Source organism: Enterococcus sp. DIV1421a (genome assembly GCF_051711025.1).
Taxonomy (GTDB): Bacteria; Bacillota; Bacilli; order Lactobacillales; family Enterococcaceae; genus Enterococcus_B; species Enterococcus_B hirae.
In genome coordinates, this window is record NZ_JBIOLU010000001.1 from 2,530,256 (window position 1) to 2,543,661 (window position 13,406).

Here is a 13,406-nt window from a genome sequence, read left to right on the forward strand (position 1 = left end):
AAATGTGTGAACAAAGACAGATATAAACAATTGAAACAAGCAGAATTAGGTGCAATCATCAGTATTGTCGCTTATATCGTAGTCTCGATACTGAAGTTGACTATCGGGAATCTCGCAAATTCTGAAGCATTAAGAGCCGATGGCTTAAACAATTTTACGGATATCCTAGCTTCGGTTGCTGTATTGATTGGTTTGAGAATCTCACGCAAACCTGCGGACACTGAACACCGTTATGGTCACTGGAAAGCCGAAAATATTGCGAGTTTAATCACTTCGTTTATTATGTTATTAGTTGGTCTGGAAGTCTTGTATTCTTCGATTCTCTCAATTACTGATCAAAAAATGGAATCACCTGACATGACCGCAGCCATTGTCGGGATTGTCTCAGCGCTGATCATGTACGGGGTTTATCTCTTTAATAAAAAATTAGCCACGAAAGTCAACAGTCCTGGTTTACTAGCTGCTGCGAAAGACAATCTTAGTGACGCGTGGACAAGTATCGGTACAGCCGTGGCAGTGTTTGCGGCCTCCTTCAATTTGGGTTGGTTGGACAGTGCCGCTGCAATCATTGTGGGTTTATTGATTTTAAAAACAGCGGTTGATATCTTTAGAGAAAGCTCCTTTTCTCTATCTGATGGCTTTGACCAACAAAAATTAGAGCGCTACAAACAAACAGTCAATAATATCCCTGAAGTCCAAAGCGTGAAGAGTATCAAAGGGCGTACTTATGGTTCAAATACCTATGTAGATATCACTGTTACCATGGACCCTAATTTGACAGTCAAAGAAAGTCATGATATTTCTGATTTGATCGAACACACGTTATTTGAGCAATTTCAAGTTCACGAAACGGACGTTCATGTCGAGCCTGTGGAGAAGTCTTGAATAGCTGATAAAAAATGAAAAAAGAGGTTGAGACAAAAGTGTTCAGCATCAAGAAATAAGAAGGAATTTCCGAAAATTGCTTCTCAAATTTTTGGTAAATTTCGGCTTATTTCCGAAGATGCTACTTTTGTCTCACCGTTTATTCGTTTTTAGAGATACTAGAAGAGACTGGCTCTATAATTTATGGGACTGATGAATCAAAAATTGATTCTTCAGTCCCATTTTCTTCTTTTTTAGCTTTCTACTAAATCATCTTCCATATCAAATTCTAGTTGTTTGGCAGCATTCAGCTGGTCACTATAATAACTTGCTAGTTCTTCCGCTGATTGTGGGGTCAAATCTTCAAATGAGAAAGTGGTGTAAGCTTCCTGTGTTTCTCGACACACTGAAGTAATCTGCAACCCTTGTTGTTGATCAACAAACATATAGTTTTCTCCCGGAATGAATGATTCCCCGCCAGTTCTGATCCGAAAGCCATTAAAACTCATTTGATACATCTCAAAAATTTTCGAATCATAGGATAACTGACGATTGACTGTAATACTTAATGCTTCACTGTCACTTTCGATATCTCGGTTTTTACCGATCGTGATGGCATAAAACAAGCCATAAAGATTATAGACTGACCATACTAACGTAACAATATAACCAAATTCATAGCCTTCCCCACGAATCAATCGGTAAAGAGCAATGATACAAGCAAAAAGAATCCAGCAAAAAAGAACGATATGCGGAAACACCGTACGCCAATCAAATGCGTTACTCCCGACAATTTCTTTTTTCGTTACGTTGAATTTCTTTTGTGGTTTGAAAAATTCTTTTAATAATGCTCCTGTGTGGATCGGTGCCACAAAGCAGTCATAAATGTGAGAACTCGTTAGATTTCTTATTTTAGGCACGTATAACCTAAAGGATAAGGTGATCATAACAAACGGCGGTAAAAAGAATAGTAACAATTGATGGTTGTTACTTCTTACAATAAAAATATCAAAAACCATAAACAGCGTAGGAGCTAATAAAAAAATAATTTTCTGGAAAGAAGTAAACCAATACAAATAAGAGTTGTAATAACATAATTTTTGCATCAATGACAATCCTTTTAACTTTCGTGGCTTGAAGTGGTCAAAAATCTGCTTCGTACCTTGTGCCCAACGCGAGCGTTGGGAAGCTAGTTCTTTCGCTGTATAAGGGGTAATTCCCAATGCATAAGCCTTGTTGATAAAGAGGGTCTCGTAGCCGGCATTTTGTAACAACATCCCTGTCGCCATGTCTTCTGTAATACTATTCGTTGGAACCCCTCCGATTTCTTCTAAAGCACTTCTTCTAATAATTGCATTTGTCCCGATATGGATCAGGGCATTTTCTCGAGAAAGAGCTGGCTCCAAAAAGCGCATAAATAATTCTTGCTCATTATAAAAGGAATTTCTTAAAAGCTGAAATGGATCTTTATTATAGAAGGTTTGAGGATATTGAACGAGTGCCATTTTAGGATTTTTGAAATAATTAACGGCTTCAAAAATGATATTTTTTTTGACAATAAAATCTGCATCCAATAGTAGTACGAGGTCACTAGTCGTTTGTGAGAGTGCATAGTTGATGTTGCCAGCTTTCGCATGCTCATTGCCCTCTCGTGATAAATAACCGATGGAAAAACGTTCTGCCATCTCTTTTAATTCCTCACGATGACCGTCATCGCAAATATATATTTTTTTATTGGGATATCGTAACGCTTTGACAGCCAAAGCCGTGGCGATCACTAATTTACTATTTTCGTTATACGTACAAATAAACGCCGCAACACTTGGTTGAAAACTCTCGTCATAGGCCTCATAGAGATGTTCATTTGACAATTTATTCGAAAATAGGTAAATAAAAAAACCGTAGACAAATAACCCGATAAATTCTGCAATGTAAAGAATGATCCCAAATATTAAAGAAACAGAACTATCTATTGGTATAGTATAAAACAAGCGCCATATCAAATAAACAGCTAAAAAAGTAATCGTGATCTTTGAAAAAAGCTGTTTGACAAAATCATATTTTTTTGCCAACAAATACAACAATATAATTATTAAAAACAACCCCGTCAGATAGTACAATTCCACATTATCTCCTCCTTTATGTTTATATTAAACATTATAATGGTTATTATAAAAAACAGTTAGTAAACGGTTTCCAGGGATCGTTTAGCTGTTTTTTTAAGATCATTTAGTTAGTTATGTAACCAAAAAGACTGTAGTAAAAGACGGCTTTCGTCTTCTGCTACAGTCACTTGTTTGCTAGTCCTTTTCAGTTGCATCATTCACTTTTTCGTTCTGGACTTTTCCATGTGCCGCTTCCGTATCCTAAAATCGTTTTAATTGCTGGGATAAAGGTTGTCATGATGGTGATCGCATTGACCATCCAGAATAACAACATATACAATGGGGCAAATAACATATATTTCAATTTTCTTCCTTGATCGTCTACCACCAAAGATGCAATCAGTTGAATGATGCCTGAGATCATTTCGAAGCAAACAAACAGAAAACTAATCGTCAATGTCCGATAGATTTGTTCAAAATTTCCTTGATAAAGATAAACGCCCATTAAAATAATAAAAACGAAAAATGAAATACAAAAGAACAACGACCAAATAATACTAAAAGTTTGATCAATAAACATGAACGTCCTGCCGATATTTTCAAAAGGATGGAAGAGGACTTTTTTAAAATTCGTCAACCAGACTTCCGTCCCCCCTTTTGCCCAACGTTTTCTCTGACGATAAAGCATCGGCAAACTTACTGGAACTTCCATAAAAAATATGATGGTTGGCGCAAACACCGAGATCCAGCCATTCAACTGATGATCCCACGCAATACTGATATCTTCTGTTGCCCGATCTTGACGAAAGCCGCCAACATCGATCAATGCGTCTTTTCGATACATGGTATTTGCCCCACTGTACGCATAAAGACCGCCAAGTACACCTGCTTGTGTTCGTTTGATGATCCCTACGATGCTCGAAAATTCAACCGTCTGGGATTTTCCAAGTAAAGACGTACGATTTTTCACGTCCATATTGGCAGTAACAGCAGAGATATTTCTACCACCAGGGCGAATAAAGTAATTCACATAATTTGACAAAGCATCTGGTTCAGGTACCGTATCCGCATCATTGCTTAAGATCAACCGACCTTTGGCAAAAGCCATCCCAATATCAAATGCGTGAGCTTTCCCCTTATTTTTATCAATGCGGATCACTCGTAATTTGGGGTATTTTTTTTGTAAACGAGCTAATATTGCTGGGGTTTCGTCCGTTGAACCATCATCTGTCACTAACACTTCATAATTCCCATAATTGATTTTTGTCATTAAATAATCGATTGTGTCTTCAATCACCACTTCTTCATTGTGGGCCGGTACCATGATCGTGATAAACGGTTCGACCTCTGTCGGAATCTCCGCCCAATCAATGTGCTTATATTTAAATAAAAACGAATAGCATAATACCCCAATAAACCATGCAAAACTGCCAAGGATTGGATAAGAAACAAGGATAAAATAAATGATCGTAGCTACAAAATCCAGTAGTTCATTACCTGTATGAATGACTCTGACCATTAGAGTTCGACCCCCTCGTTTTTGTAGAGGTTTTCGATCAAATCTTTTTCAAGATTTTGCTCTTCTGATACTACGTAATAGCAAACCGCTTCACGCTCTTCCTTAGGTCCAAAGCGCATGCTGAATTCCGTTTCTAAAATATCTCGACGCTTTTCTAATTTTTCTTCATCATACATTTTTTCACTTCTTAGCATCGTTTGGTAACGACGATTATTCCAACGAGTCATGAATAAGAATAAAAGAACAAAGCCTAAAAAAGCAACTGCTAAAAATAGCAACAAAAAAGAAAACGTTTTTCGTTCTTCCGGAAACGAATGCCATTGTAATCCTCTCCCTTTCATTGAAGCCCGAAACGAAATAGTTACCCAAATAAATGGAAAAATCACGCCACACCATCCTAGAATCGCAACAATCCATTGCTTGATTTTTAACCGTCGATTTCCTTTGGCAAAAAACTTATCCTTAATCAAAAGAGTTGCTACTTCTTCACGTTTTATTCGAGTATTCATTTTTCTCCCACCTTTAAAAAATAAATTTAGTCCCCTTTTATAAAAACCTTTACATTTTTTGATGATGACAGCTAGACGAACAATTCATCAAAATGACCAACTAGACCTTACTTATACTTTACTTTTATTGTATTTATTTAAATTTGTTTATTTAATAGTAGCTTGTTTCTTGAAATATGTATGAGATTTGATCTTGACGTTAAGGTTTTCTTAATAAATTAAAATAACTAAAATAATAAAAATATAAAACAAGTTATCTTAGCGAGTCTCACTAAAGATAACTTGTTTTTTCTCTATTGATCTGTTACCAAAGAAATAACGACAGTTTTCGTTGCTCGAGATATAGCCGTGTACATTTGCCTTCTTTCACGTGGTGTGTTCGGTTCAGCTGTTAGATAAATCAGTACGTGATCAAATTCGAGTCCTTTAGAAAGACTCAATGGGCGTACTTGGATGTTCAGCTGGTTGTTTTGCTCTACTTTTTGTTGTATCATTGCGGCTTGCTGTTCTTCCAATGTAATGACTGTTAATTGTTCACCCGTGTGCTGTTGTCGTTCATTGACCTGACTGAGCCACTGATCGAAAGTCGCTGCAGTCACAAATTCCGGCTCTTCCCCATAAGGACGAACGGGAACAATAGCGATCTTTTCTTTTTCCCCTGAATATTGGGTAAAGAGAGTCGTGATTGCCCCGCTTGAACGATAACTATTCAATAAATCATATCTCGTCACAGATCGTCCAGCCGTTGAAAAATAGCTTTCAATTGCTTCAAAAGAAGTCGTTGAATTAAAAATCCCCTGATTTTCATCTCCTACGAGTGTAAAACGAGCGTTGGGGAAGACGTTTAACAAGAGCAAAAGTTGCGCACTCGTATAATCTTGGACCTCATCGATCAACACGAACTTTTTGACTTGGGTGATTTTTTCGATCAGCAGATGGCGTACATGCAAACGTGCGACGGCTTCATCTAATGTACAAGGAGTTGTTCGCTGATACTTATTCCCAGTATAACTTTGATAAATCTCCTCAAATAAAAATTGTTCATCGACCCACGCCATCTGTTTGATTTGTTTCGTTACTGTTCGATATTTTCTTTGAAGCAATTGTTTGCCATAACTGACTAATTTCTCTGGCGATTCATCGGTGATCAACTGTTGGAAATACTTTTGTTGCATCTCTTCTGGTAAGGATAATAATTGATCTTTAATGGCATCACTACCTGCTTGTTTCAGCAATTGCTTTTCCCAGTAGCGCAACAATCGGTCTTTAGTCGCTTGAAGTTTTTCTCTTAGATTCGGGTAATCGGGCGTGCTATCATAGATTTTTTTGATCACTTCTTTTGAGATCACGATTTTTTCCTTCTTTTTGATCGCTAAAAAGAAATCAGCCTGTTCAGTAAACAAGGAGGTCGCTTGCTCGATCTGCTTCATAAATGCCTGACTTCTGAGAACTGCTGTCTGGTCATCCACATCCGTCTGCGTAATCCGATGAAAATAAGCTTTTTCTGACTCAACATTCCCTAAAAAAAGTTGATCCACCAACTGAAGCATCGTGACATTCAACGGATTTTTTTCACCTAACGAAGGTAATACCTTACCGATATAATCAATAAATTGATGGTTCGGTGACAAAATCAGCAAATCATCCGCAGAAAGTTGGTTTCGGTATTGATAAAGCAAATAAGCAATTCGCTGCATGATCGTTGAGGTTTTCCCACTGCCTGCCACGCCATTGACTAAGATATTTTGGCTTGTAGTGTCTCGGATGATCGTATTTTGTTCGGATTGGATCGTAGCCGTGATTGCCTTCATCTCTGACGTCTCACTTTGTTCTAAAGCATCAAGTAAGACATCGTCTTGGATTGCTACCGAGGTGTCAAAAAAGTGGAGCAATTGATCTTTTTTGATGATAAATTGACGTCGTTCATGGATCATTACCTCAATTTGGTTTTGATTCACTAAATAAGAAGACTGACCTAAATCATTGTTATAGAAAAGAGAAGCAATCGGCGAACGCCAATCATAAACCAAGGTTTCATCTTCATCATTAGTAAAGTTAGCCGTCCCAATATAAAAAGCTTCGTGACTGTTTTTTCCTTGTGCTTCTTCCTCTAAAAAATCAATTTCGATCTTCCCAAAATAGGGACTCATCAATAGCCGTTCGATTTTTTTCAAAGTCTCATTAGCTGATTGGATCTTGAGATTCAATTGATCGATTTCGCGATTTTTCATCTCAATCAGTGAATACGTATCAAGATTGTCTAAATAACTATCAAAATTGATCCGAATATCTTCGGACATCGTTTGTAACGAATCCCGTCCGTACGCACTGGTTTCTTGTAATAGTTGCTGATACTCTTCCTGCTTTTCTAGTAATTGCCGATAAACTGACGCTAGATAGGCTTCTTCTAAATTTCGTGTGTTGACCATACACATTCTCCTTTGATTCGAAGTAGTAGAACTAACCAGTCTAGCGCCATTTTACTAAGAATGCAAGGCAAAGCTCTATTTTTCTGGATAAATCAAGTCTTCTGGACGAACAGCGTGATACAAAGCAAAGGCGCCATCGAGATTTTGGACTTGAAAGCCTGCTTGTTTCAAGATACGTTCTGCTAAGTAACTACGCAGTCCACTATGACAGCTGACAATGTATTCTTTCTCATGGTCTAATTCCGCCAATCGACAGCGTAAATCATTTAAAGGAATATTCAGCGCATCTTTAAAAGCACCGTTTTGCAACTCGCCTTCATTACGAACATCGAGTAAGATTTTTCCTTGTGCAAGTGCTTCTGGCAATTCATGCCATTGGATCGTCTCGCTTAGCCCTTCTGCGACATTCATGGCCACATATCCCAACATATTCACTGGATCTTTCGCAGAACCAAAAGGTGGCGCATAGGTAAATTCTAATTCCGGTAAATCAAAAATCGTTAGTTGTCCTTTGATGGCTGTGGCTAAACTATCGATTCGTTTATCAACACCTTTAGCACCGACTCCTTGTGCGCCATAGATTTCACCTGTCTTAGGATGAAAGATCAGTTTTAACAAAATATCTGTAGCTTCAGGATAGTAACTAGCATGGTCTTTCCCAGAAACATGGACTACTGAGAAAGGTAAGTTGGCTTGCTGGGCCATTCTTTCTGTTAATCCAGTAGAAGCGGCAGCAAGGTCAAAGACCCGCACAATTGACGTACCAAGACTTCCTCGATTGTTACGAACGATTCCCGCTATATTATCTGCTGCTTGTCGCCCTTGACGGTTAGCAGGAGAAGCAAGAGAAATCAACGCATCGGCACCTGTAATTTGTTGTTTGACAACGATGGCATCTCCCACCGCATAGATGGAAGGGTCACTTGTTTGGTAGTGTTCATTGACTACGATCCCCCCACGCAGCCCTGTTTCAAGTCCAGCCATTTTTGCCAATGTACTGTCTGGCTGAACGCCTACTGAGAGGATCGTTAAATCAGAATCGATCGTTGTGCCATCATCCAAGCGTAACTGCTTGCCACCATGTTCAAAAGCAGTGACAGAACGTTTTGTTTGGACATGGACGCCTTGTTTAATGAGTTCATGTTGGATATGCACCGCCATTTCTTCATCTAAAGAAGGCAGGACATGTGGTGCCAGTTCTACAATTGAAACTGCCAGTCCACGTTTTTTTAAATTCTCTGCCATTTCCAATCCGATAAAGCCTGCCCCTACTACGACAGCTTTTTTGGGTTGTTCTTCAAGAGCAGTCATTACCAAATCAATATCCGGTACATTTCTAACAGTATAAACATTTTTGGCTTCTGCTAATCCTGAAATAGCTGGTCTGACTGGTTTTGCCCCTGGGGAAAGAAGCAACACATCATAACTTTCCTGCCATTTTTTCCCGTCAGATAAAACTTCAACTTTCTTTTCATCTGGATAAACGGCTGTGACTTCATGATTGGGACGCACATCTAATTGAAAACGTGCAGCCAATGATTCTGGTGTCTGTACCAAAAGATTCTCTCTATCGCTGATCTCCCCAGAGAGATAATAAGGTAACCCGCAATTGGCAAATGAGACATACGGTCCTTTTTCAAACACGACGATTTCAGCATCTTCTTTTAAACGACGTAATCTAGTAGCAGCAGACATCCCCCCTGCTACCCCGCCGACAATAACAATTTTCATTTATTTCCCTCCTACTGTTGGTTCAAACCATTGATTCATTCCACCACGTACATTGATAACATCATACCCCATTTTCTTCAACTCTTTCGTAGCTTGTTTGCTCCGCATTCCCGATTGACAGATGACATAGACAGGCGCTTCTTGTTTTCCTTTAAAACTTAGAATACGTTGAAGTGGAATATTTTTCGCTTGTCTGATATGCCCCCCTCGGTATTCTGCTGGTGTTCTTACATCGATCAACTGAATAGAACCATTCAATTTTTCTTTTAATTCCGCTGTTGAGATTGATTTGACTGTTTGAAATAGTGACATCTTTATTTCCACCTTTTTTATTTTTATAAATACCTTATGGGGTATATTCAACACAAAAAAGAGAGAATTGTCAACTATTCAAATTCTAGCTTTTTTAAATCGACATAATTATTTACAAAATATACCTGCATAGGGTATCATCTCACTAGAAGCATAAAGGAGGTTTTCAAATGGAAATCAATGACAAGAACATCATCAATCGACTAAAACGAACAGAAGGACAAATTCGCGGCATCCAAAAGATGATTGAAGAAGAGAAAGACTGTATGGCAATTATCACACAATTAAGTGCCGTTCGTTCTAGCATTGATCGTGTCATGGGAATGATCGTGGCAGAAAACTTAAAAGACTGTTTGGAGCATCCAGAAAACAGCGCAGAAGAGCAAGCCAAAAAAATGAAACAAGCAATCAACTTGATCATCAAAAAATAAGGAGAGACTCAAATGAAAGTTGTTTTTCATATCGATGAAACGAGAAAGTGGCATGAAACGATGAATAACGTCAAGAATCTATTGAAAATCGCTCCTGAAACGACGATTGTGGTTAGTGTCAACGGTGAAGGCATCAACGGCTACCTTGATCCAGCAAATGAAGAATTTCTTGCTTTAGGGGTTACCTTCCACGCTTGTGCTAATGCGCTACGTGGCAATCACATCAGTACAGAATCCTTGCCTGAAAAAGTCATCGTGGTACCAGCTGGTATTTTAGACCTCATTGAATTACAAGAAAAAGGCTATGCTTATATCAAACCTTAAGACTACTAGCTTCGAGAGTTAAGCAAGGTTCTCCTACAGAATTTAAAACAATGAGCGGAAATCCATCCCCTCATCAAGTAAAAGAACTCAAACCACTTCCTTGGTTTGAGTTCTTTTATTTGTATTTGAGACATTACTCTCTTAATTCAATAGTTTATGATATTCACGGATATACAAAATGAAGGATTGAAGCAAGCTATAAGTGATCAATCCAAAGATCCAATTGACCCAGATCGCAGGAAGTTCGGGAAACAACAGTAAAAGCACCATGCCTGCGTAAATGACCGCAGTTGCTAATTTCCCATACCATTTTGCCCCATCTAATTTCACATTTTTTCTCAATCCAATGATACCAGCAAAAAACATGAACCCTTCTTTAATCAGAAATAAACCGAATATCCACCAAATCATTGGTCGATACCAAGCCATGGAAAGGATCAAGACCAGTTGCGTCAACTTGTCTGCCACTGGATCTAATAATTTCCCCAATTCCGTGATTTGGTTGAACTTACGAGCAATAAATCCATCTAAAAAGTCAGTGATTCCTGATAGAGCAATCAAGATACCGGCAAGCATAAACGATTGCTCTAAAACAAAGTAAAAATAAAACGGCAAAAGAACCACACGAAAAATTGATAAAAGATTAGGGATCGTTCCTATTTCTTTTCGCCAATTCGAAGTCAGTTTCATCCATGACATCTCCCTAAATAAACTTTGTTCCATTTTAACCTAAATCGGTACAAGTGCCAATTTTTTCCCGTTGTCTAAAGTTATGAGTAACACTCCAATTTAGCTATTCACATACTTGGATCATAAAAACTACTGGAACGACTGTCGAAAAAAGACGAGAGCTATTGGCTATTCCTCTTTAAAACAATGTCTTCATTTAACCCCTAGTCTCTTTTTTCTCGTCGTTCTTTAGCTTCTTTGGCTAATTTTTTATGCGCTTTTTTCGATCCTCGTGCTAGATCTCTTTGCCATTTTCTAGTTTGAAAGTCTGTAAACAAATGGTCTAATTCATAACCGACTGGATATAACTTTTCTGCTGACATCTTTAACGTGAGACGTTTTCGTGGGACATTGATTAACTCTTTATCCAAGAAAATCGTAACCGTTTCTTCTGCTGTATCTTCATAAACTAAGGCTTCTTGTTGGTGGACCGCAGAATATACTCGATCCCCTTTCGAAAATTGTTGCACTTGTGTCTTCGTCCTAGGCTCGTTTACTTTCGTTGTCTGAAACAATTTTTTGGTTGTCCGATAAGCTTTATGCTGGATATAATATTGGGCTTGTTCGATCAAGGTTTGCGACATGTTCATTTTTTGAGCGATCCATAGCGCTTGGCTTTCTCCTGTTTCCCCCACTTGAAGAAGGTATTTAGGTTTCAATGCTTCTTTATCAAATGCCATTGCGGCTGGAATAAAATCTTCATGATCATTCGCAAATTTTTTGATTTCGCCATAATGAGTAGTTGCAACGATCAATGCCCCTTGTTCATACATGGCTTCCATGATAGCAACTGCTAGCGCTGCTCCTTCATTAGGTTCTGTGCCACTGCCGATCTCGTCAAGTAATACAAGGGTATTTCTGCTCACCTTGCGTAACATCTCGGCAATATTTTGCATATGACCAGAAAATGTACTTAACGCATTCTCGATCGTTTGCTGATCCCCAATATCCACAAAAATCTCATCGAAAACAGCTAGCTCTGTTCCTTCGGCCGCCGGAACCTGTAAACCAAACATCGCCATCAACGTCAATAACCCCACTGTCTTTAATACGACAGTCTTACCACCTGCATTTGCTCCAGTGATCACTAATCCTCGATAGTCATTACCAAGTTCAAAGTCTAACGGAACAGCCTTCCCTTGGATCAGCGGATGCCTTCCTTGTTTGATCTTGATGTATTCTGATTGATTGATCAGTGGTGTCACACCATGGATTTCTCGACTATACTTCCCTCTGGCGAAAATGATATCTAATCTAGTAATCGTTTCGATGATCAAATCGATTGCTTGTTCTTGTTCTGCTAAAGCACCAGTCAAATAAGCTAAAACTTGATATTCTTCTGCTATTTCTTCTGCTTTTAACAATTGATAATTCATACTCGCTTTTTCCACAGCCGTTGGTTCAATAAAGACGGTCGTCCCTTTATTTGACTGTTCAATAATCGTGCCTGGCACTTTGTTTTTATAACTAGCTTTGATTGGGATCGTATAGTGATCGCCTTTTTGAACAATCATTGCTTCTTGGATCATTTCTTTGTTATGCGGATGTCTTAGAAACTTTAAAAGACGATCCTGGATTTCTTTTTCTGTTAATTGTAATTGTTTTCGTACTTTCCGTAAATTTCGTGAGGCTTCATCACTCACTTTTTGGTTCTTGATTTGTTGATAGATCAACTCTTCGACCATCGACAAATCAGGCATATTCTTACTATACACATGCAACAAGGGTGTTTGATATTGATTTTTTTCAAAAAAACGACGGATCATTCGACTACTTCTTAAAAAGTCTGCATACTCGATCAATTCAGTTGGTGTCAGTAAAAAGCCTTTTTTCACTTGTGAAGTCAACGCATCAATCCGTGTCAATCCCATAAAGGGAACGTGTTGCTGACTTTCTAAGATTTGTCGCGCTTCTTTTGTTTCTTCTTGGCGATTTTTGACTGTCTGTAGATTAGTTTGCGGGGTCATTTCTTCGATACGTTTTTTGCTATATTGTCCAATAGCTCGTTTTTTCACTTCTTCTTTGATTTGATTAAATTGTAATTTATCGATTGTTTGTTTCATATTCTCTCCTTTTTTGAAGAGATACCTGTCCTAAAATAAATAAGACCTAGGAAAAATAAAAAGATGAGGAACATCTCAAATAAGACGCGCCCCATCCCTCATTAATAGAATTGTTGGTTATGAAATGACAGGTATCATCTATAAGCATGCCAAATAAGCTTACGGCTCTATTGGCTATTCAACTTACTACGTTAGATACCTGCTACACTCATCAAAATACCTCATTCATCTAGGTTTTATTTATTTTCAAATTCACTATAGCAAGTTTAGCTGTCACTGTCAATCAAAAACAAAAGCCCTTTATTTCACTCTGGTTAGTTCAATCAAGACCCATGAACAAATCTAAAAAAATTTTCTGGTTGTCAGCAAAGCACCCCGTTGATTTTGCGA

Annotated in this window: 11 protein-coding genes; 3 read left to right on the top strand and 8 right to left on the bottom strand. The window is 38.2% G+C overall.

Features of this window, described 5'->3' with window-relative positions; genetic code table 11:
* Positions 1 to 6 precede the first annotated feature (6 nt).
* Positions 7 to 885, top strand: a complete 879-nt coding sequence (locus IGK21_RS11460; RefSeq protein WP_181915132.1) for a cation diffusion facilitator family transporter — start codon at positions 7 to 9, stop codon at positions 883 to 885.
* A 233-nt stretch (positions 886 to 1,118) separates the two neighbouring features.
* On the opposite strand, the gene IGK21_RS11465 is transcribed toward IGK21_RS11460, so the two are convergent.
* From IGK21_RS11465 to IGK21_RS11490, 6 genes are all read right to left on the bottom strand, one after another.
* Complete coding sequence (locus IGK21_RS11465; RefSeq protein WP_088766002.1) at positions 1,119 to 2,990, bottom strand: glycosyltransferase; 1,872 nt, start codon at positions 2,988 to 2,990, stop codon at positions 1,119 to 1,121.
* A 193-nt stretch (positions 2,991 to 3,183) separates the two neighbouring features.
* The gene (locus tag IGK21_RS11470; protein ID WP_181915133.1) at positions 3,184 to 4,488 is read right to left on the bottom strand and encodes a glycosyltransferase family 2 protein; all 1,305 of its coding nucleotides are present in this window, start codon (positions 4,486 to 4,488) and stop codon (positions 3,184 to 3,186) included.
* Complete coding sequence (locus IGK21_RS11475) at positions 4,488 to 4,997, bottom strand: hypothetical protein (RefSeq protein WP_010737037.1); 510 nt, start codon at positions 4,995 to 4,997, stop codon at positions 4,488 to 4,490. The genes IGK21_RS11470 and IGK21_RS11475 overlap by 1 nt, the downstream gene beginning before the upstream one ends.
* A gap of 293 nt (positions 4,998 to 5,290) precedes the next feature.
* Positions 5,291 to 7,426, bottom strand: a complete 2,136-nt coding sequence (locus IGK21_RS11480; RefSeq protein ID WP_181915134.1) for a HelD family protein — start codon at positions 7,424 to 7,426, stop codon at positions 5,291 to 5,293.
* A 75-nt stretch (positions 7,427 to 7,501) separates the two neighbouring features.
* Entirely contained in the window at positions 7,502 to 9,157 is a 1,656-nt protein-coding gene (locus IGK21_RS11485; protein ID WP_181915135.1) for an FAD-dependent oxidoreductase, read from the bottom strand.
* The gene (locus IGK21_RS11490) at positions 9,158 to 9,469 is read right to left on the bottom strand and encodes a rhodanese-like domain-containing protein (protein WP_181915136.1); all 312 of its coding nucleotides are present in this window, start codon (positions 9,467 to 9,469) and stop codon (positions 9,158 to 9,160) included.
* 170 nt (positions 9,470 to 9,639) lie between these two features.
* Here IGK21_RS11490 and IGK21_RS11495 point away from each other — a divergent pair, with 170 nt between their 5' ends.
* Together IGK21_RS11495 and IGK21_RS11500 are read left to right on the top strand one after the other, a co-directional pair.
* Positions 9,640 to 9,900, top strand: a complete 261-nt coding sequence (locus tag IGK21_RS11495) for a metal-sensitive transcriptional regulator (RefSeq protein WP_181915137.1) — start codon at positions 9,640 to 9,642, stop codon at positions 9,898 to 9,900.
* 12 nt (positions 9,901 to 9,912) lie between these two features.
* Entirely contained in the window at positions 9,913 to 10,224 is a 312-nt protein-coding gene (locus IGK21_RS11500) for a DsrE family protein (RefSeq protein WP_181915138.1), read from the top strand.
* Positions 10,225 to 10,365: 141 nt separating this feature from the next.
* On the opposite strand, the gene IGK21_RS11505 is transcribed toward IGK21_RS11500, so the two are convergent.
* Together IGK21_RS11505 and IGK21_RS11510 are read right to left on the bottom strand one after the other, a co-directional pair.
* Complete coding sequence (locus IGK21_RS11505) at positions 10,366 to 10,914, bottom strand: CDP-alcohol phosphatidyltransferase family protein (protein ID WP_181915139.1); 549 nt, start codon at positions 10,912 to 10,914, stop codon at positions 10,366 to 10,368.
* A 203-nt stretch (positions 10,915 to 11,117) separates the two neighbouring features.
* Entirely contained in the window at positions 11,118 to 13,016 is a 1,899-nt protein-coding gene (locus tag IGK21_RS11510) for an endonuclease MutS2 (RefSeq protein WP_181915140.1), read from the bottom strand.
* Between the last annotated feature and the right edge of the window lie 390 nt (positions 13,017 to 13,406).

Excerpts from the sequence above, each read along its gene's own strand:
- IGK21_RS11470 (WP_181915133.1), bottom strand. The coding sequence starts at position 4,488 with ATGGTCAGAGTCATTCATACAGGTAATGAACTACTGGATTTTGTAGCT.
- IGK21_RS11475 (WP_010737037.1), bottom strand. The coding sequence starts at position 4,997 with ATGAATACTCGAATAAAACGTGAAGAAGTAGCAACTCTTTTGATTAAG.
- IGK21_RS11480 (WP_181915134.1), bottom strand. The coding sequence starts at position 7,426 with ATGGTCAACACACGAAATTTAGAAGAAGCCTATCTAGCGTCAGTTTAT.
- IGK21_RS11485 (WP_181915135.1), bottom strand. The coding sequence starts at position 9,157 with ATGAAAATTGTTATTGTCGGCGGGGTAGCAGGGGGGATGTCTGCTGCT.
- IGK21_RS11490 (WP_181915136.1), bottom strand. The coding sequence starts at position 9,469 with ATGTCACTATTTCAAACAGTCAAATCAATCTCAACAGCGGAATTAAAA.
- IGK21_RS11495 (WP_181915137.1), top strand. The coding sequence starts at position 9,640 with ATGGAAATCAATGACAAGAACATCATCAATCGACTAAAACGAACAGAA.
- IGK21_RS11500 (WP_181915138.1), top strand. The coding sequence starts at position 9,913 with ATGAAAGTTGTTTTTCATATCGATGAAACGAGAAAGTGGCATGAAACG.
- IGK21_RS11505 (WP_181915139.1), bottom strand. The coding sequence starts at position 10,914 with ATGAAACTGACTTCGAATTGGCGAAAAGAAATAGGAACGATCCCTAAT.
- IGK21_RS11510 (WP_181915140.1), bottom strand. The coding sequence starts at position 13,016 with ATGAAACAAACAATCGATAAATTACAATTTAATCAAATCAAAGAAGAA.